The sequence below is a fragment of the Meridianimarinicoccus marinus genome (genome assembly GCF_040689105.1).
In the GTDB taxonomy this organism is placed as follows: Bacteria; Pseudomonadota; Alphaproteobacteria; order Rhodobacterales; family Rhodobacteraceae; genus Meridianimarinicoccus; species Meridianimarinicoccus marinus.
Genome location: NZ_JBFBVU010000004.1, coordinates 158,691 through 175,372, shown reverse-complemented (window position 1 = coordinate 175,372; position 16,682 = coordinate 158,691). Strand labels below are relative to the sequence as shown.

The window sequence follows — 16,682 nt, the reverse complement described above, 5'->3', positions numbered from 1 at the left end:
GGCCACATGAACATTCGTGACGTATTTCACTTCGCCGCCCTGACAGCCCTTGTCGGCTGGTTTCTGGTGGTTGGGGGCGGGGTATTGCTGCCGCTGGTCGTCGCGGTGATGCTGACCTACGTTCTGATCGGTGCCTCGCAGGGGCTGCGCAAGCTGCCGGGGTTGTCGCTGCTCCCGATCTGGTTTTCCTACGTGATGGCACTGACCCTGTTCGGGCTGGCGCTGGTGACGATCAGCCTGATCGCGGTGTCCAATCTGCGCGACATCGCCCGCACGGCCCCCGATTCCCAGGACAATATCCTCGCCCTGGCCGGGCGCATCGGCAGCATGTTCGGGATCGAGGACACGCCGTCGTGGGACACGCTGCTGGCCCTGACGCTGGACCGGCTGGACGTGCCCGACATGTCGCTGCACCTGTTGTCCTCGGTGGCCTCGGCGGGCGGCTATGTGGTTCTGATCGGCACCTACATGGTGTTCATGGTGGCCGAACGCGGGCCGATGACCGTGAAGATCGAAATGGTGCTTCCCGACACCACCGAACGCGGCAATGCGCGCCATGTGTTCGACCAGATCAACGATCAGATCGTCACCTATCTGTCCACAAAGACACTGATCAACGCCATTCTCGGCATCGTTTCCTACGCGCTGATGTGGCTGATGGGGATGGACAATGCCGTTTTCTGGGCCTTCTTTGTCGCCATCTTCAACTATATCCCCTACGTCGGCTCGCTGATCGCGGTCGTGGTGATCGTCTTCTACCGGGCGCTGATGACTGGCGACTTCGGGGTGATCCTGACCACCGTGGTGCTGCTGACCGCCGCGCAGGTCTATGTCGGCAACTGGCTGGAACCGCGCGTGATGAGCCGGTCGCTGAACCTCAGCCCGCTGACGGTGCTGGTGGCCTTGGTGGTCTGGGGGTCGCTCTGGGGGCTGCCGGGGGCGATCATCGCGGTGCCGATGACCTCGATCGTGATGATCATTCTGGCCTCGTTCAAATCGACACGGGCGGTGGCGGTTTTGGCCTCGCGCGATGGCGAGATCACCTGACGCCTAGAAGTTCGGTTTCACACCGGGCAGGTTCAGGGCGGTGACCAGGTCGCGGACCTCTTGCCGGGCGGCGATGTTGGACAGGCTGAGGGAACCGCCGCCGGTGTCGCGCAGATCCAGCAGGGTCAACCCGCGCGGAAACAATTCGCGGAAGATCACCCGTTCGGCAAAGCCCGGCGCCACGCGAAAGCCGATCCGCCGGGACAGGTCGTTCAGCGCATCGCCCACACGCTTCTTGTTGTGCATCTGCTGGCGGCCCATCCGGTTGCGGATGACCAGCCAGTCGATGGGCTTCAACCCGGCCTGCGCGCGCAACTGTCGGGCGTTCCAGACCATCTCGGAATAGACCGAGGGGCCGCTGATCTGGCCGGTGGCCGGATCGTGCCGGGCCAGCAGGTCGAAATCGACGAAACTGTCATTCAGGGGCGTGATCAGCGTGTCGGCCATTGAATGCGCCAGCTGGCTCAGCCTTGTATGGCTGCCGGGACAGTCGATCAGGATGTAATCGACCTTGTCGTCCAGTTCGGTGATTGCCGCGTCCAGCCGCAGGTCATAGACGTTCTGGCCTTCGGGCACATGGGCGCGGTCGATCTCGGGCAGGGGCAGATACAACGGGATCGGCAGATGCAGACCTTCGCGGGCGCAGTAGCCCTGCCGGTTCTCGACATAGCGCCCGAACGAGCGTTGCCGCAGGTCAAGATCCAGCCCGCCCACGCGATAGCCCATCCGCACCAGCGCGGTGGCCAGATGCATGGTGGTCGTGGACTTGCCCGAGCCGCCCTTTTCGTTCCCCACCACGATGATATATGCCACCCGAACCTCCGGTCCGTCTTACTGCCCTTGCCCCTTTTGGGGTTTGGTCAACCTATATGTTGTGCAGCGGGACTTGGGAAGCACGGAACCGAACGCGATGGGGCCGCGATGGCATCGAGGCCCGAAAAGCGTCGATTCCGCAGCCTGTCAGCCCGAATGGGCGACCAGCCGTGCCACGGCGCGATCCATGGGCTGCATCGCCGCCATCCGCATCGAAATGGCATTAGCCCGGTCGCGATACGCGGGGTCGTCCAGAACCGAGGTGATGGCATCGCGGATGCGGCTTGGGTTGGGATCCGGCACCGACAGTCCGGCGCCCGAGGCTTGCAGGGAGCGGGCGTTGACCGGCTGATCGGCGAAAAGCGGGATTACGACCTGCGGCAGACCGGCGGCAAGGCAGCCCAGATAGGTGCCCGACCCCCCGTGGTTCACCACCACCGAGGCCACGGAGAACACCTTGGTCTGCGGCACGAATTCGGCGACCTGAACATTGTCGGGGATCGTTCCCAGCAGCGACGGATCCATGATCGGCCCGGTGGTCAGAAGCGCCTGCACCGGCAGGGTCGCCACGGCTTCCAGAAGCTGGCGGTACACTGCCTGCACCTTTTCGCTGCGGCCCGACACCGTGCCGAGCGTCAGGTAGATCAGCGGCGTGCCCTCCGCAGGCATCCAGCTTTCGTCCCCGTGAAGCGGCGTGGTGGCCGGTCCGTCCGGGGCCACGAACATCGGTTTCAGTGTCTGGGTCGCCAGTCCGGCGGTGTCCAACTCGGGCGGGAAGGGCGTCACGATCGGCTCCTCGGTCCAGACCCGCCAGTTTGCCCGTGGCACCCCGAAGCGGTTTCGCAGGCCATTGATGGCAATGTCGGCCTCGGGCCGGAACAGCTCCAGCAAGCCGCTGGCAGTGATCGAAACGCAGGCGGTGGGAATGCTGGCCTTTTCCCCGGCAATGAGCCCGGAGTAATCCATGGACTCGCGCACGATCAGATGTGGTTGCCAGTCCGCAACCTTGTCCAGAAGCACTGGAAGATAGGCCTCGGGCCAGACCCGGCCGAACATCTCCCGAAAGGCAATCGGCATGACCTCATCGGGGCCGCAGGCATCCAGGGCCGCCCATGTCGGCGCGGCGGCCTCCTTGGTGGGCTCGGGCATCGGCGCGAGGGAGAAACCGTGCTTCTCGATCTTGTCGCGCAGGTTTTGAGTCGTGGCGTAGCAGACCTCGTGACCGGCGGCTTGCAGTGCGCGGGCATAGGGGATCGTCGGATTGATATGGCCCGCCAGCGGCGTGCTGGTAACCAGAATTCGTCGCGGCGCGGTGGGCATGGACATGATCCTTCTGGGCCAATCCGGCGAGCCTAGCAGCCACGGGGTGGGGGGCATAGCCGCATTTCCCCCACCTGCTGCCCAAAAGAAAACGCCCGCGGCGGAACCACGGGCGTTTCATCATTCGGATGCGACAGAGGCTTAGAAGCCCAGGCCTTCGTATTTCTTCTTGAACTTCGACACGCGGCCGCCCTGGTCCATCAGGCGGGTGGTGCCGCCGGTCCATGCCGGGTGCGAGCTGGGATCGATGTCCAGCGACAGGGTGTCGCCTTCGCTGCCGTAGGTCGACTGCATCTTGATGATGGTGCCGTCGGTCATCTTGACGTCGATCATGTGATAATCGGGGTGAATGTCTTTGCGCATGATACCCGTCCTTATGCTTCGGCACCGGCCTTGGCGGCCAGCGGCTTGTAGTTGGTCTTTTCAGCGATACGGGCCGACTTGCCGCGACGTGCGCGCAGGTAGTACAGCTTGGCGCGGCGCACCTGGCCACGGCGGACCACTTCGATGTTGTCGATGTTGGTCGAATACAGCGGGAACACACGCTCCACGCCTTCGCCGAACGAGATCTTGCGAACGGTGAACGAACCGGCGATGCCTTTGCCGTTCTTGCGCGCGATGCAGACGCCTTCGTAGTTCTGCACGCGGGTCCGCGACCCTTCGGTCACCTTGTAGCCCACGCGAATGGTGTCGCCGGGTTTGAAATCGGGGATGCTCTTGTCAAGCTGAGCGATTTGCTCGGCTTCAAGCTGTGCGATCAGATCCATCGCAATCTTCCTTTTCCTGTGCGGTTCGATCCGCAACGTGATGCCCCCTCAGAGCTCTTGGTCTCCGTCCGGGTCCTTACCGTGGGTTTCACAGTAAGCCCGCCAGAGGTCAGGGCGGCGTTCCTTGGTCAGCCTTTCGGCCTGCTCCTGTCTCCAGGCGGCGATGTTCGCGTGGTGTCCGGAAAGGAGAATCTCCGGGACTTTGCGGCCGTTCCAGTCGACAGGTTTCGTATATTGCGGGTGTTCCAGAAGTCCGGTGGAAAAGGATTCCTCTTCGACCGAGGCCTGATTCCCCAGCACGCGGGGTATAAGACGGACTGTCGCATCGATCAAGGCCGTCGCGGCAATCTCTCCGCCAGTCAGGACGAAATCGCCGATCGAGACCTCTTCGACGCCATAGGCATCCAGAACCCGCTGGTCGTAGCCCTCGAAACGACCGCACAGCAGGGTCAGGCCTTCGGCCTGCGACAGCCGTTGCGCCATCGCCTGATCGAAGGGTCTGCCGCGTGGCGACATGGCCAGCACCGGCCAGCGCGCCGGGTTGCGCGGGGTGCCGCGCGCGGCCTGATCCAGCGCCTTGGCCAGCACGTCGGGGCGCAGCACCATGCCGGCGCCGCCGCCCACCGGCGTGTCATCGACGTTGCGGTGACGGCCTTCGCCGAAAGGGCGCAGGCCGATGGTTTCCATCTGCCACAGCCCGTCCTTCAGGGCCTTGCCGGTCAGCGAGGCCGCAAGGATGCCGGGAAACACTTCCGGAAACAGGGTCACGATCTTGGCGGTCCAGACCCCGGCCAGCGTGTCGGCACCCCCCATCAGGTCTTGTGGGACCAGCGTCGTCTGGATGCTCTTGCGCCGGTGCGAGCGGGTCGGGCCGGTCATGCGGTCTTGCCCTTGTCGTCGGGATCGGGAAACAGCCCCTCGGGCGGGTCGGCGATGATCCGGCCCGCGCCCAGATCGACGGTGGGCACATGCGCCAGCGTAAAGGGCAGCAGAACGCTGTCGCGCAGGCCGGCGCCGCGCACTTCCAGCAGATCGGTGGCACCGTGGTTGTGCACCGCGGTCACCTTGCCCAGCAGCCCGCCGCCGGTGTCCAGCACCTCAAGCCCGATCAGGTCGGTGTGATAATATTCGTCGTCGGGCAGGCCGGGCAGGCGGTCGCGTGGGGCATACAGGCGTGTGCCTTTCAGCGCATCGGCCTGCTCTTTGGTCGACACGCCGCCCAGACGCCCGGTCAGCCCGTTCTTGACCTGTCCGGTCAGGCGTAGCGTGTAGGTCTGCCGGCCGTCCTCGGACAGCAGCGGCGCATAGTCGGCGATGGCTTCCGGCTCGGCGCAGAAGCTTTTCAGCCGCACTTCGCCGCGCACGCCATAGGCGCCCGAAAGGGCGCCGACGCAGATCAGGTCGTCCTTGCGCGCCATCTATTGCGCTCCCATGCAGAAGCCGCGCGGATCGACCGAGCCGCCCGCGTTCAGGCAGCGTTCCATCGCGGTGACGCGTTCGTATTCCGAGCCCGCGTACAGGCCCGCGCCGAACATCACGACATAGAGAATGAGACGGATCATGAGGGTCCTCCGCGCCGGGTCATAGAGTTTCCAGTGGCGGCAGGCTCCGCCGCGTTTCCCAGCCGGCTTTTTCCAGCTCGGGATCGGTGCCGTCATCTTCCGGCCAGCCGATGCAAAGATAGGCGACCAGTTCCCAGGTCTCGGGCATGTTCCAGTCCCGGCACAGGGCCGGTGCATCCAGGATCGACACCCAGCCGACGCCCAGCCCTTCGGCCCGTGCCGCCAGCCAGAACTGCATGATCGCGCAGACCACCGAATAGCGGCGCATTTCGGGCATGGTGCCCGCGCCCAGCCCGGCGCCCTGCGCCGTGGCCTCGTCACAGAACACGGCGATCTGTTCGGGCGCCATGTCCATGCCGCTGAGTTTCAGGCCGGCATAGGTGGCCGCCTTGTCGCCATCATAGCCGCCCAGGGCGGCCGCGTTGGCGGCGGTGAAATTGCGGCGCGCAGAGTCCCGTGCCGGACCGGATGCGATCCGGCGCAGGCGCCACGGCTGCGACAGCCCCACGGACGGGGCCAGGGTGAAGCTCTGCAGGCAGCGGTCCAGCACGCACCCATCAACGGGGTCGCTGCGGAAGCGGCGCACATCGCGCCGCCAGCGCATCAACTCCGCCAGGTCGTGCCGGAAGCTGTCCGAGAACTGCACCCCCAAGCGCCCGCTTATTCCGCGGAGGCTTCTTCCGGTGCCTCGGCGGCTTCGGCGGCCTTGGCAGCCTTTTGTTCGGCGCGATCCTGGGCTTTCTTGCCCGGAACGGCCTTCTTCAGGTTGGCGCGCTCTTTCTTGGCGACAACACCGGCGGCTTCCAGGAAGCGCGACACGCGGTCGGACGGCTCGGCGCCCTGGCTCAGCCAGTGCTGCACGCGCTCAATGTCCATTTTCACGCGATCTTCGCTGTCTTTCGGCAGCTGCGGGTTGTAGGTGCCCAGACGTTCGACGTAGCGGCCATCGCGCGGCATGCGGCTGTCGGCGGCAACGATGCGGTAGAAGGGGCGCTTTTTCGAGCCGCCACGGGCGAGACGGATTTTCATGGCCATTGTACTGTTCTCCTTTAAATGGCGTCTGTCAGGTGCGGGCACCTGTCATCTTTGGGGGCGATCCCGCTGGGATCACTTTTGTTGCTTCTTGTGGTGTCGGATGACTTCCTGAATGATGAAGTTCAGGAATTCCTTTGCGAAATCGGGGTCCAGGTCCGCCTCTTTCGCAAGGGCTTCTAGCCGTTCGATCTGCCGCGCTTCGCGGTCGGGATCGGACGGGGGAAGATCGTGTTCGGCCTTCAGCTTGCCCACCGCCTGGGTGTGCTTGAACCGCTCTCCCAGCGTGTAAACAAGGATCGCGTCCAGCCGGTCGATGCTGGCCCGGTGATCTTTCAGAAGCTCGGCGGCGCGAGTGGTGGCGTCGGTCATCGGGGGCCTCCGGAGACTGGGAAGATCGAGTAAATCAGGAAACGGGCGCGGGTCATGCGCGGCCCTCGGGGCCGGGGTGGCGATAGACCAGCTGTGGCGTGTCCGGTTTCGGCTGCGCCGCCTGCGGGTCGAGCGTGGCGCCCAACCTTTCGGCCACGGCGATCGAGCGCAGATTGTCCGGCTCGATGTAGCTGACAGCGGTGGACCAGCCCAGAACGTCATAGGCATGGCGACGGGCGGCACGGGCAGCCTCGGAGGCATAGCCCTGGCCTTCGGCGCCGTCGAACAGGATCCAGCCCAATTCGGTCTCGGGCCAGTCTGCGGGGAACCACGGGCCGACCATGCCGAAGCAGGTGTCATCGCCGGGGCGGGTCAGCGCCCACATGCCGAAGCCGCGGATCTGCCAATGCCCCAGGACCGACGCGAACTGCCGCCAGGCACCGCCCAGGTCCTTGCGCCCGCCCGCCATGGCGGCGCGGTCGGACATGGCCCAGCCCTGAAACGTCGGCCAGTCGTCCGGCGCGGGACGGCGCAGGATCAGGCGTTCGGTGGTCAGCGGCCCCATCAGGCCACGCCCTTCGCCAGATCGATGGCCGAGGGGTGACGCCAGATCTGCAGGGCGCCAAACATCGGATGATCCATGTCGCTTTCGTGCCAGGCCCCCATACGGGTGCAGACCTTGGCCGATCCGGCATTGGACGGGTCCACAAGGCTGATCGCCGTGGTCCAGCCACATTCGGCATAGGCCCAGTCGCGCACGGCGCGGGCGGCCTCGGTGGCGTATCCCTTGCCTTCGAACCCGGCAAACAGGCTCCAGCCCAGTTCCGGTTCCGGCCAGCCTTCGGGATTCCACGGCCCGGCATAGCCGGCCAGCTTGCCGGTGGCGGTTTCGGTCACGGCGAAATTGCCATAACCGCGCAGATGCCAATGGCCGAATTCCAGCCCGAACTGCCGCCAGGCCTCGTCACGGGTCTTCACCCCGCCCACGAAGCGCGAGCGGTCATCGGCATAGAAGGCCGCGAACCCGTCGAAGTCTTCGGGCGCAAAGCCGCGCAGCGTCAGCCGCGCGGTGGTGAGGGTCGGGATGTTCATTTCTTCTTTCCGAAGCCCGACAGTCCCGGCGGCAGACCGCCGCCGCCCAGACCCGGCATGCCGCCGGGCATCGAGCCCAGTTTCTGCTGGGCCGCCGCGATCTCGGCTTCCGAGGGCTGCTTGCCGCCGAACATGCCGCCGAGGTTCTTCAGCATGCCCTTTTTGCCCATCTTGCCCATCTTCTTCATCATGTCCGCCATCTGGCGGTGCATCTTCAGAAGCTTGTTCAACTCGGACACTTCCATGCCGGCCCCTGCCGCGATGCGCTTCTTGCGCGACGCTTGCAGAAGCTGCGGGTTGGCGCGTTCCTTCTTGGTCATGGACTGGATCAGGGCGATCTGGCGTTTGAGCACCTTGTCGTCCAGACCGGCGGCATCGACCTGTTTCTTGTATTTGCCCATGCCCGGCATCATGCCCATGACGCCTTCCATGCCACCCATCTTCATCATCTGCTCAAGCTGGTTCTTCAGGTCGTTCATGTTGAACTGACCCTTCTGGAACCGCTTCATCATGCGCTCGGCCTGTTCGGCCTCCAGCGTCTCCTGCGCCTTTTCCACAAGCGAAACGATGTCGCCCATGCCCAGGATGCGGCCAGCAACGCGGCTGGGGTGGAATTCCTCCAGCGCGTCGACCTTTTCGCCCAGACCGACGAACTTGATCGGCTTGCCGGTGACGGCGCGCATGGATAGGGCGGCACCGCCGCGCCCGTCGCCATCCATCCGGGTCAGCACGACGCCCGAGATGCCGATGCGCTGGTCGAAGTTCTCGGCGGTGTGCACCGCGTCCTGACCGGTCAGCCCGTCGACCACCAGCAGCGTCTCGCGCGGGTTGGCCACGTCGCGGACCTGTTCGACCTGGGTCATCAGCTCTTCGTCGATGGACAGGCGGCCGGCGGTGTCCAGCAGATAGACATCATAGCCGGCCAGCGTGGCCTGCTGCTTGGCCCGCTTGGCGATCTGCACGGCACTTTCGCCCTTGACGATGGGCAGGGTGTCAACGCCGATCTGATTGCCTAGGATGGCCAGTTGTTCCATCGCCGCCGGGCGGTTGGTGTCGAGCGAGGCCATCAGCACCCGCTTGCCGTTCTTCTCGGTCAGGCGCTTGGCCAGCTTGGCGGTGGTGGTGGTTTTACCCGAGCCCTGCAAGCCGACCATCAGGATCGGCGCCGGGATGGTGTCGATCTTCAGTGCGCCGGGGTTGGGATCGTCCCCCGCCAGCACCTGCACCAGTTCGTCATGGACGATCTTCACGACCTGCTGGCCCGGCGTCACCGACTTGGTGACTGCGGCCCCGGTGGCCTTCTTCTGCACGGCCTTGGTGAAATCGCGCGCCACGGGCAGCGAGACGTCGGCTTCCAGAAGGGCGACGCGAACCTCGCGCAGGGCGGTCTTGACGTCATCCTCGCTCAGCGCACCCTGCTTGGTCAGCCGGTCAAAGACGCCGCCAAGGCGTTCGGACAGATTTTCAAACATGCGCGTGGCACTCCTTGTCGTTCGGTTCCCAGCCGAGGCTCAAAGCACAAACGCGCCCACGGGCGCAACGCGCTGGTGGACGGCGATCCTGGCGAGGGCCAAGGACCGGAAGACTCACGGCTCCCGGAAGGTTTGCGCAGCAGATGGACCCTTGGGCGGGAAATGTCAAGCGAAGCCGGGGCCGGACGGCGAGGGGATCGGCGCGGGCCTGTGCTTTCGTATAGCGGGGCTACCTTAAATCCCGGAAGCGTAGGCTTTTGGTCGTCCGATTACCCTTCAGCAGAGGTGATCAGGACCGTGGCTGACCCTAGATCAACAGTATCGCAAGGACGTGGTTAACGAGTTGCCGCCGCACCGGGAAGACCCGGCGCCGGGTCCGATGTCACGCCTGCGCGATCCTCGTGCCGTCCTGGATTTCCGCCGCAACGCAGGGAGATCCGGGACCGTGGGCCGAGGCAGTGGTATCGAGGAAAGGGATCTGTCGCATGTTTGTCAGAAAGCTCAATGGACCGCGCGTCGTTCGCCTGCCAGATGGCGGCAGTATTTCGGTCGCCGATCTGCCCAATTCCGGCACCACGCGCTGGGTGGCCAGCCGCAAGGCTGTCGTTGCGAAAGCCGTGAAATACGGCCTGATCGCCGCCGACGAAGCCGTCGCCCGGTACGACCTGTCCCATGAAGAGCTTCAGGGCTGGATCGGGGCGATCGACCGCCACGGCGCCGCGGGGTTGAAGGTCACCCGGATGCACGACCTGCGGGCCGGCCACTAGCCCTTGAAATTTTCGCAACGGATTAACACATCTCTAGATAGCAATATGAATTGCGGTCGAAAGATGGGGAAGGAGACCCCATGAATATCTGTATCGTGTCCCAGAACCCCATGCTTGTGAAAAGCATCGAATTGATGCTGGCCGACAAGGCCTTCGGGATGTCCGTTGCGAAGTTTGACAGCACCCATACGCGCGCCTGTCCGGTGCCCGGTCTGGTGATCCTGGATTCGCATCTGCCCGCGTTGGAGATCCAGGGGTTCCACGCTTATCACGCCGCGCAACTGGCCAGCATCCCGGTTCTGGTGATCGTGGGTAACGATCCCGATCCCAATGTGCCCGAAGGATTCGACGGCGCCGACACGCTGGCCACTCCGTTTCACCGCGGCGACCTGCTGGCCCGGATCCATGCCAGCCAGCAAATCCGGCGCACCCATGGCAAGACCGCCAGGGTCGGGGCGTTGGTTCTGGACCTTGAGGCGCAGCAGGCCCGCATTGGCGAAATGCCGGTGCCGCTGACCGCAAAGGAATATGAGGTGCTGGAATATCTCGCCTTGCGAAAGGGCACGACCCTGACCAAGGAAATGTTTCTCGATCGTCTCTATGGCGGCATCGACGAGCCCGAGGTCAAGATCATCGATGTGTTCGTCTGCAAGATCCGGCGCAAGCTGAAGCAACTGACCGGCGGCGATCCGTTGATCCAGACCGTCTGGGGCCGTGGCTATGTCCTGCGCGATCCGGTCGAAGAGGCCGTCGTCCTGCCCCGGACGGTCAGAGCTGTCGTCTGACCGCCGGGCACGGACACGTCAGGCCGCGATCTTCGGAATGGCCGCAAAGGCTTTGGCCAGAGTTTCCTCGGGATTGCGGGCCAATTGGTCGGCGGCCACGATCTCGACCCGATCAAGGCCGATGAATCCCAGCACATGCCGCAGGTATCCGGTCATATGGTCGATGGGCGAGCCCACTTGCGTGCCGCCCGAGGCCACTGCCAGGACGACGCGTTTGCCCGTCAACAGGCCCTGCGGCCCGTCGGGGGTATAGCGGAAGGTGCGTCCGGCGCGGGCCACCAGATCGATCCAGGCCTTGAACACCGCCGGTGCATTGAAATTGTAGACCGGCACCCCGATCACGATGGTGTCGGCGGCTTCCAGTTCCGCAACCAGCGTATCGGACAGGGCCAGTTCGGCGCGTTGGGCGACGGTGCGCTCGGCCTCAGGCGTTGCATTGGCGATCACCCAGGTTTCGGACAGCAGCGGCAGGCCGGCCGACAGATCGCGGCGGATCACTTCGGTGCCAGGGCCAGAGAGTTGCGTGACGATCCGGGCGCTGAGGTCGCGGGTGACCGAGCCCTGCATGCGGGCGGAGCTGTCGATGTGCAGAATGCGGGTCATGGGGGTATCCTTTCGTTGTGTTGAGATACAGATAGACCTGCGCGCTGCTTGGGTGAATTCCAGCATTTCGCGCGCATGATGCGCATTATCGCACATTACCTTCAAGCCATTCCCCAACCTCTGCCCCTGAGCAATTGCGCTTGAGGGCCGCGGGCATGTGCGGTTCTATGGGGTCCGTCTGATCCTGACCGCAAGCGAGTGTAGCTGCCCATGTCCATCGATGCCTGGGATGAAATCCGCACGGCCTTTCATGTTGCCCGTCAAGGCACGGTGTCCGGCGCGGCGGCAGAACTGGGGGTGCATCATGCCACGGTCATCCGGCACATCGATGCGCTGGAAGCCCGCCTTGGCACCAAGCTGTTTCAGCGCCACGCGCGCGGCTATACCGCGACCGAGGCCGGGCAGGATCTGCTGCAGGTGGCGCAGGCCACCGACGATCAGTTCACGCAACTGGCCGGGCGCTTGCGCGGTCGTGGCGATTCGGTGACCGGCGAACTGGTGGTGACCAGCCTGCCGGGGCTGTCGCCGCTGCTGGTGCCTTCGATGGCGCGTTTCCTCGGCCAGCATCCGGATCTGACCCTGCGGTTTCTCACCGACGAGCGGGTGTTCCGGCTGGAATACGGCGAGGCGCATGTGGCGATCCGCGCCGGGGCGCAGGCCCCGGACGAGCCCGACAACGTGGTGCAAAGCCTCGCCAGTCTGCCCGCTGCCCTCTATGCCGCGCCCGCCTATCTGGAACGGTACGGCGCCCCCGAGTCCGATGCCGATCTGGAGCGTCACATCTTCATCGGCCCCGATCACGAGGACAGCCGCGCGCCGTTCTATCGCTGGCTGCGCACCGCCGTGCCGCGCGACCGGGTGCGGTTCCGCTGCACCGATGCCCGTGCCCTGAAGCACGCGATCCTGTCGGGGGCGGGGCTGGGCTTCCTGTCCTGCTGGGAGGTTCAGGAGATGCCCGATCTGGTGCAGGTGCTGCCGCCGCGTCCGGAATGGCAGTCGCGTCTGTGGCTGGTGACGCACGTGGACCTGCATCGCACGGTCAAGGTCCAGACCCTGCTGACCCATCTGAAGGCCGAGGCGCGGGGCTGGGATTTCGCCTAGCCCGGATCGGCCTCGGGCACCGGCGCCGACAGTTCCTGTTCCAGAAACCGCTCGAAGGCATCCAGGTTGACCGCCTCGAACTGGCCGAAGCTCTGCATCCAGATGCTGGCCTCGCGCAGGGCGTCGGGGTCCAGCTTGCACCATTTCACCCGGCCGCGTTTTTCCTGCGTGATCAGGCCGGCGCGGGTCAGGATCACCAGGTGTTTCGACACCGCCGCCAGCGACATCTCGAAGGGTTCGGCCACATCCGTGACCGCCATGTCGTCCTCCAGCAGCATCGACAGGATCGCGCGGCGCGTTGGGTCGGCAAGGGCCGAGAAAACCGTATCCAGGGACAGTGTCATGGCCGCAGACGATAGAAGGCGGCGGACCAAAGGCCAAGCGCATCCTCGGTCTGGACAAACCGCCGCGCCCGGCGCAGGGAGGGGGCAGGAGGGTCCGGCATGGAACTGCGCTATTGGCTGGTGATCTTCGCCCTCGGCATCGGCTGGGGCGGATCGTTCTTCTTCAACGAGATCCTTCTGCGCGAAATCGGGCCGCTGTCGGTGTCGCTGGTGCGTGTCGGCTTCGGCGCCTTGGGCTGCTGGATCTGGATAGCCGCCCGTCGCATCCCGGCGCCTTTCCCGAAAGAACTGGCTGGGGCCTTGCTGATCTTCGGCGCCATTCAATACGCGCTGCCGCTGACCTTCTATCCGCTGGCCCAGCAGGGCATCACCAGCAGCGCGGCGGGCATCATCAACGCGGCCACCCCGATCTGCGCAGTGATCTTCGGGCATTTCCTGCCGGGCGGCGAACGCGCCACGAAGGTCAAGAGCCTCGCGGTGCTGCTGGGCTTTGCCGGGATCCTTGTCCTGATGCTGCCGGCGGCGCGCGGTGACGGGGTCAATGCGCTGTGGGGGCTGCTGGTCGCGCTTCTGGCGCCGGTCTGCTACGGGATCGCCGTCAACTATCTTCGTAAGTTTCAGGGCATGGACCGGGTGGTGCTGACCGCCTGGTCGGCGACCATCGGCACGGCGATGATCCTGCCGGTGTCGCTGACGCTGGAAGGGCTGCCGGTGATGCACCGGCCCGAGACCTGGGCGGCGGCCCTGATCATCGGGTTCGTGCTGACATCGGCGGCCTTCATCACCCTGTTCTGGCTGGTCCCCAAGGTTGGGGCGACGGCGGCGTCGACCATCACCTTCATCGCCCCGATCTCGGCGGTGGTGCTGGGGGTCTTCGTCCTGAAGGAACGGCTGGAGCCCGAGCACCTTATGGGCATGGGGATCATTTTCGTGGCGTTGCTGATTCTCGACGGGCGGCTGGCGAAATGGCTGGGGCGCGGCAAGCTGGCACGGTGACGGCGCGACCGCAGAAATTATCTCCCCTGCATGAGCATCCTTACTCCCATCCCGCCCTCCGTACCCTGGTATTCCAGGGTTCTTCTGAAGCTGCCGGTGATCGGCTGGCTGGCGCGCGACATTCTGTTCGGCCATCGCGAGAACACCTGGTACGCGCTGGCAATCGTGGCCACGGTCTGGATCCTGGCAATTTCCACCTGGGGGTTGGTCGCCTTTGCCGTGCCCTTCGTGGCCTCGGTGCCGCTGTGTTTCGTGATGCTGCTGCTGATTTCGCGCGGGTGATCTTCGAAACACAGCAAGGGGCAGGGCGTTCCCCCGTGCCCCAATTTGCAGGTCTGAGGGGCGCTAACGGCGCTTCAGGGGGTGTTCCTCAACCGCGTGGTTGAATATCCCGCAGGTGCGGCACATGTGTCGCAGAGGGCGCATCCCGTTGAATCAAAAGGGTTTTGACAGAGTCGATTGGCTTTGACTTTGGCGTCCCCCCTGCCTAGGTTCCGCCTCGAACCTGAAGGGGAATTGTATGGCCGAGGAGTCCGAGCGGGAAAAGCTCAGACAACTGGAAGCGCGGATTGACGCCGCGAAACAGGCTGGCGGCACAAGCAAACCCCATCAGGAAGAGCATTATTCGCAGGCCCAGATGGGTTGGCGCATGGTGATCGAGCTTGTGGCCGGTCTGGGGATCGGCTTCGGCATCGGGTACGGGCTGGACACCCTTCTGGGGACCATGCCGATACTGATGGTGCTGTTTGTATTTTTGGGGCTGGCGGCCGGTGTGAAGACGATGATGCGCACCGCCGAAGAGTTCCAGACCGCGCGGAAGGCCGAGGCCGCCGCGAAAACCGATCCGCCCGACACGGGCGACTGAACAACGACCCGCGTCAGCGACGCGGACAGGCGAGAGGGACGACAACGTGGCAACGGAAGCACCAGCCGAAGGCGGTCTTGTTTTTCACCCCATGGACCAGTTTATCGTCAAACCCCTGTTCGGGGATGGCGCGGTGCACTGGTATACGCCCACCAACGTGACCCTGTGGCTGGCCCTGACCGTGGCCGCCATTGCCGCCCTGCTGGTGCTGGGCACCCGTGACAGCAAGATCGTTCCCGGCAAGACCCAGTCGATTGCCGAACTGGCCTACGGCTTTGTCTACAAGATGGTGGAAGATGTCGCCGGCAAGGATGGCGTGCGCTACTTCCCCTACATCATGACCCTGTTCATGTTCATCGTCTTCGCCAACTTCCTTGGCCTGCTCCCGATGTCCTTCACCACCACCAGCCACATCGCCGTGACCGCGGTTCTGGCGCTGGCGGTGTTCGTGACCGTGACCGTTCTGGGCTTCGTCAAGAACGGCGCCGGTTTCCTGGGCCTGTTCTGGGTGTCCTCGGCACCGCTGGCGCTGCGCCCGGTGCTGGCGCTGATCGAAGTCATCTCGTACTTCGTGCGCCCGGTCAGCCACTCCATTCGTCTTGCGGGCAACATGATGGCCGGCCACGCGGTGATCAAGGTGTTCGCGGGCTTCGCTGCGATTGCCGCGATCTCGCCGATCTCGGTCCTGGCCATCACCGCCATGTACGGGCTCGAAGTTCTGGTGAGCTTCATCCAGGCCTATGTCTTCACGATCCTGACCTGCGTCTACCTGAAGGACGCCCTGCACCCGCATCACTAAGCGGCGCCGGGATCGAACAACCGAAACACCAACTTATACCTGCCAATTCCAACGTAAGGAGAACACGACATGGAAGGCGATATCGTACAAATGGGTGCATACATCGGCGCTGGTCTGGCCTGCATGGGCATGGGCGGCTCCGCGATGGGTGTGGGCAATGTGGCCGGCAACTTCCTGTCTGGCGCCCTGCGCAACCCGTCGGCTGCTGCCGACCAGACCGCGACCCTGTTCATCGGCATCGCGTTCGCGGAAGCTCTGGGGATCTTCTCGTTCCTCGTTGCCCTTCTGCTGATGTTCGCCGTCTGATCCACCCGGACCCATCCTTACGACCGGGCGGGGCGCCGACGCGTTGCCCTGCCCGTGTAAGTCTCTAGGTTCCAGGAGGACGACATGGCCGACACCAAGCATGTTGCCGCAGATGCGGCACACGGGGGTGGGCACGCAGCCGAAGCGGCAGGAATGCCGCAGCTGGAATTCGCGCATTTCCCGAACCAGATCTTCTGGCTCATTATCGCGCTTGGCGCGATCTACCTGATCCTGTCGCGCGTGGCGCTGCCGCGCATCGCGGCCATCCTGGCAGACCGTCAGGGGACGATCACCAACGACATTGCTGCCGCCGAAGAGCTCAAGCTCAAGGCGCAGGAAGCTGAAACGGCTTATCAGAAGGCCCTGGCCGATGCGCGCGCCGAAAGCGCCCGTATCACTGCGGAAGCCCGTGCCGCCATTCAGGCGGACCTGGACGATGCGATTGCCAAGGCGGATGCCGAGATCTCGGCGAAAACCGCGGACTCGGAAGCCCGGATCGGCGAGATTCGCGCCGGGGCCGTGGAAAGTGTCGAACTGGTGGCCAAGGACACCGCCGCCGCTCTGGTGGCTGCCCTGGGTGGCACCAGCGATGACGACGCCGTGAACGCCGCGGTTTCCGCGCAGCTGAAAGGGTAAGCC

The 16,682-nt window shown here is 64.6% G+C and carries 25 protein-coding genes; 10 read left to right on the top strand and 15 right to left on the bottom strand.

What is annotated here, in order from left to right:
• The first annotated feature begins 6 nt into the window (after window positions 1-6).
• Window positions 7-1,047, top strand: coding sequence for an AI-2E family transporter (locus tag AB0T83_RS05585; protein ID WP_366192058.1), 1,041 nt, complete (start codon window positions 7-9; stop codon window positions 1,045-1,047).
• Between the two features lie 3 nt (window positions 1,048-1,050).
• Here the strand turns inward: AB0T83_RS05585 and AB0T83_RS05580 are convergent, their stop codons facing one another.
• From AB0T83_RS05580 to ffh, 13 genes are all read right to left on the bottom strand, one after another.
• On the bottom strand, window positions 1,051-1,860 hold the full coding sequence (locus AB0T83_RS05580) for a division plane positioning ATPase MipZ (RefSeq protein WP_366192057.1): 810 nt from the start codon (window positions 1,858-1,860) through the stop codon (window positions 1,051-1,053).
• A 147-nt stretch (window positions 1,861-2,007) separates the two neighbouring features.
• Complete coding sequence (locus AB0T83_RS05575; RefSeq protein WP_366192056.1) at window positions 2,008-3,186, bottom strand: glycosyltransferase; 1,179 nt, start codon at window positions 3,184-3,186, stop codon at window positions 2,008-2,010.
• A 135-nt stretch (window positions 3,187-3,321) separates the two neighbouring features.
• Entirely contained in the window at window positions 3,322-3,543 is a 222-nt protein-coding gene (gene rpmE, locus AB0T83_RS05570; RefSeq protein WP_366192055.1) for a 50S ribosomal protein L31, read from the bottom strand.
• A gap of 11 nt (window positions 3,544-3,554) precedes the next feature.
• The gene (gene rplS, locus AB0T83_RS05565) at window positions 3,555-3,947 is read right to left on the bottom strand and encodes a 50S ribosomal protein L19 (protein WP_366192054.1); all 393 of its coding nucleotides are present in this window, start codon (window positions 3,945-3,947) and stop codon (window positions 3,555-3,557) included.
• 48 nt (window positions 3,948-3,995) lie between these two features.
• On the bottom strand, window positions 3,996-4,826 hold the full coding sequence (gene trmD, locus AB0T83_RS05560; protein ID WP_366192053.1) for a tRNA (guanosine(37)-N1)-methyltransferase TrmD: 831 nt from the start codon (window positions 4,824-4,826) through the stop codon (window positions 3,996-3,998).
• On the bottom strand, window positions 4,823-5,365 hold the full coding sequence (gene rimM / locus AB0T83_RS05555) for a ribosome maturation factor RimM (protein WP_366192052.1): 543 nt from the start codon (window positions 5,363-5,365) through the stop codon (window positions 4,823-4,825). Before rimM ends, trmD begins: the two co-directional genes overlap by 4 nt.
• A complete protein-coding gene (locus AB0T83_RS05550; RefSeq protein WP_366192051.1) occupies window positions 5,366-5,509 on the bottom strand; it encodes a hypothetical protein in 144 nt (47 codons plus the stop codon).
• Window positions 5,510-5,528: 19 nt separating this feature from the next.
• Entirely contained in the window at window positions 5,529-6,155 is a 627-nt protein-coding gene (gene bluB / locus AB0T83_RS05545; protein WP_435891143.1) for a 5,6-dimethylbenzimidazole synthase, read from the bottom strand.
• Window positions 6,156-6,169: 14 nt separating this feature from the next.
• Window positions 6,170-6,544, bottom strand: coding sequence for a 30S ribosomal protein S16 (gene rpsP / locus AB0T83_RS05540; protein ID WP_366192049.1), 375 nt, complete (start codon window positions 6,542-6,544; stop codon window positions 6,170-6,172).
• A 72-nt stretch (window positions 6,545-6,616) separates the two neighbouring features.
• Window positions 6,617-6,913 carry a chorismate mutase gene (locus AB0T83_RS05535; RefSeq protein WP_366192048.1) on the bottom strand — a complete coding sequence of 99 codons (297 nt, stop codon included), beginning with the start codon at window positions 6,911-6,913 and terminating at the stop codon, window positions 6,617-6,619.
• 52 nt (window positions 6,914-6,965) lie between these two features.
• Window positions 6,966-7,478, bottom strand: coding sequence for a GNAT family N-acetyltransferase (locus AB0T83_RS05530; RefSeq protein ID WP_366192047.1), 513 nt, complete (start codon window positions 7,476-7,478; stop codon window positions 6,966-6,968).
• Entirely contained in the window at window positions 7,478-8,005 is a 528-nt protein-coding gene (locus AB0T83_RS05525) for a GNAT family N-acetyltransferase (RefSeq protein WP_366192046.1), read from the bottom strand. The genes AB0T83_RS05530 and AB0T83_RS05525 overlap by 1 nt, the downstream gene beginning before the upstream one ends.
• Entirely contained in the window at window positions 8,002-9,477 is a 1,476-nt protein-coding gene (gene ffh / locus AB0T83_RS05520; RefSeq protein ID WP_366192045.1) for a signal recognition particle protein, read from the bottom strand. Before ffh ends, AB0T83_RS05525 begins: the two co-directional genes overlap by 4 nt.
• A gap of 485 nt (window positions 9,478-9,962) precedes the next feature.
• Here ffh and sciP point away from each other — a divergent pair, with 485 nt between their 5' ends.
• Window positions 9,963-10,244 (top strand): CtrA inhibitor SciP, encoded by a 282-nt coding sequence (gene sciP, locus AB0T83_RS05515; RefSeq protein ID WP_366192044.1) that lies wholly within the window; start codon window positions 9,963-9,965, stop codon window positions 10,242-10,244.
• Window positions 10,245-10,324: 80 nt separating this feature from the next.
• Window positions 10,325-11,029 (top strand): response regulator transcription factor, encoded by a 705-nt coding sequence (locus tag AB0T83_RS05510; RefSeq protein WP_366192043.1) that lies wholly within the window; start codon window positions 10,325-10,327, stop codon window positions 11,027-11,029.
• 18 nt (window positions 11,030-11,047) lie between these two features.
• Here AB0T83_RS05510 and AB0T83_RS05505 read toward each other — a convergent pair whose 3' ends face one another.
• Entirely contained in the window at window positions 11,048-11,632 is a 585-nt protein-coding gene (locus AB0T83_RS05505) for an FMN-dependent NADH-azoreductase (RefSeq protein WP_366192042.1), read from the bottom strand.
• Between the two features lie 216 nt (window positions 11,633-11,848).
• Here AB0T83_RS05505 and AB0T83_RS05500 point away from each other — a divergent pair, with 216 nt between their 5' ends.
• Window positions 11,849-12,733 carry a LysR family transcriptional regulator gene (locus tag AB0T83_RS05500; RefSeq protein ID WP_366192074.1) on the top strand — a complete coding sequence of 295 codons (885 nt, stop codon included), beginning with the start codon at window positions 11,849-11,851 and terminating at the stop codon, window positions 12,731-12,733.
• Here the strand turns inward: AB0T83_RS05500 and AB0T83_RS05495 are convergent.
• Window positions 12,730-13,077, bottom strand: a complete 348-nt coding sequence (locus AB0T83_RS05495) for an ArsR/SmtB family transcription factor (protein WP_366192041.1) — start codon at window positions 13,075-13,077, stop codon at window positions 12,730-12,732. The genes AB0T83_RS05500 and AB0T83_RS05495 overlap by 4 nt on opposite strands.
• Window positions 13,078-13,176: 99 nt before the next feature.
• Here AB0T83_RS05495 and AB0T83_RS05490 point away from each other — a divergent pair, with 99 nt between their 5' ends.
• The 6 genes from AB0T83_RS05490 (at window position 13,177) to AB0T83_RS05465 (ending at window position 16,679) form a co-directional block, all read left to right on the top strand.
• Window positions 13,177-14,073, top strand: coding sequence for a DMT family transporter (locus tag AB0T83_RS05490; protein WP_366192040.1), 897 nt, complete (start codon window positions 13,177-13,179; stop codon window positions 14,071-14,073).
• Window positions 14,074-14,103: 30 nt separating this feature from the next.
• Window positions 14,104-14,355, top strand: a complete 252-nt coding sequence (locus tag AB0T83_RS05485; RefSeq protein ID WP_366192039.1) for a hypothetical protein — start codon at window positions 14,104-14,106, stop codon at window positions 14,353-14,355.
• A 238-nt stretch (window positions 14,356-14,593) separates the two neighbouring features.
• Window positions 14,594-14,938 (top strand): AtpZ/AtpI family protein, encoded by a 345-nt coding sequence (locus AB0T83_RS05480; protein WP_366192038.1) that lies wholly within the window; start codon window positions 14,594-14,596, stop codon window positions 14,936-14,938.
• Between the two features lie 91 nt (window positions 14,939-15,029).
• The gene (locus AB0T83_RS05475) at window positions 15,030-15,737 is read left to right on the top strand and encodes a F0F1 ATP synthase subunit A (protein ID WP_435891142.1); all 708 of its coding nucleotides are present in this window, start codon (window positions 15,030-15,032) and stop codon (window positions 15,735-15,737) included.
• 69 nt (window positions 15,738-15,806) lie between these two features.
• Window positions 15,807-16,043, top strand: coding sequence for a F0F1 ATP synthase subunit C (locus tag AB0T83_RS05470; RefSeq protein ID WP_193139591.1), 237 nt, complete (start codon window positions 15,807-15,809; stop codon window positions 16,041-16,043).
• Window positions 16,044-16,127: 84 nt separating this feature from the next.
• Window positions 16,128-16,679, top strand: coding sequence for a F0F1 ATP synthase subunit B' (locus AB0T83_RS05465; protein WP_366192036.1), 552 nt, complete (start codon window positions 16,128-16,130; stop codon window positions 16,677-16,679).
• The last annotated feature ends 3 nt before the right edge of the window (window positions 16,680-16,682 follow it).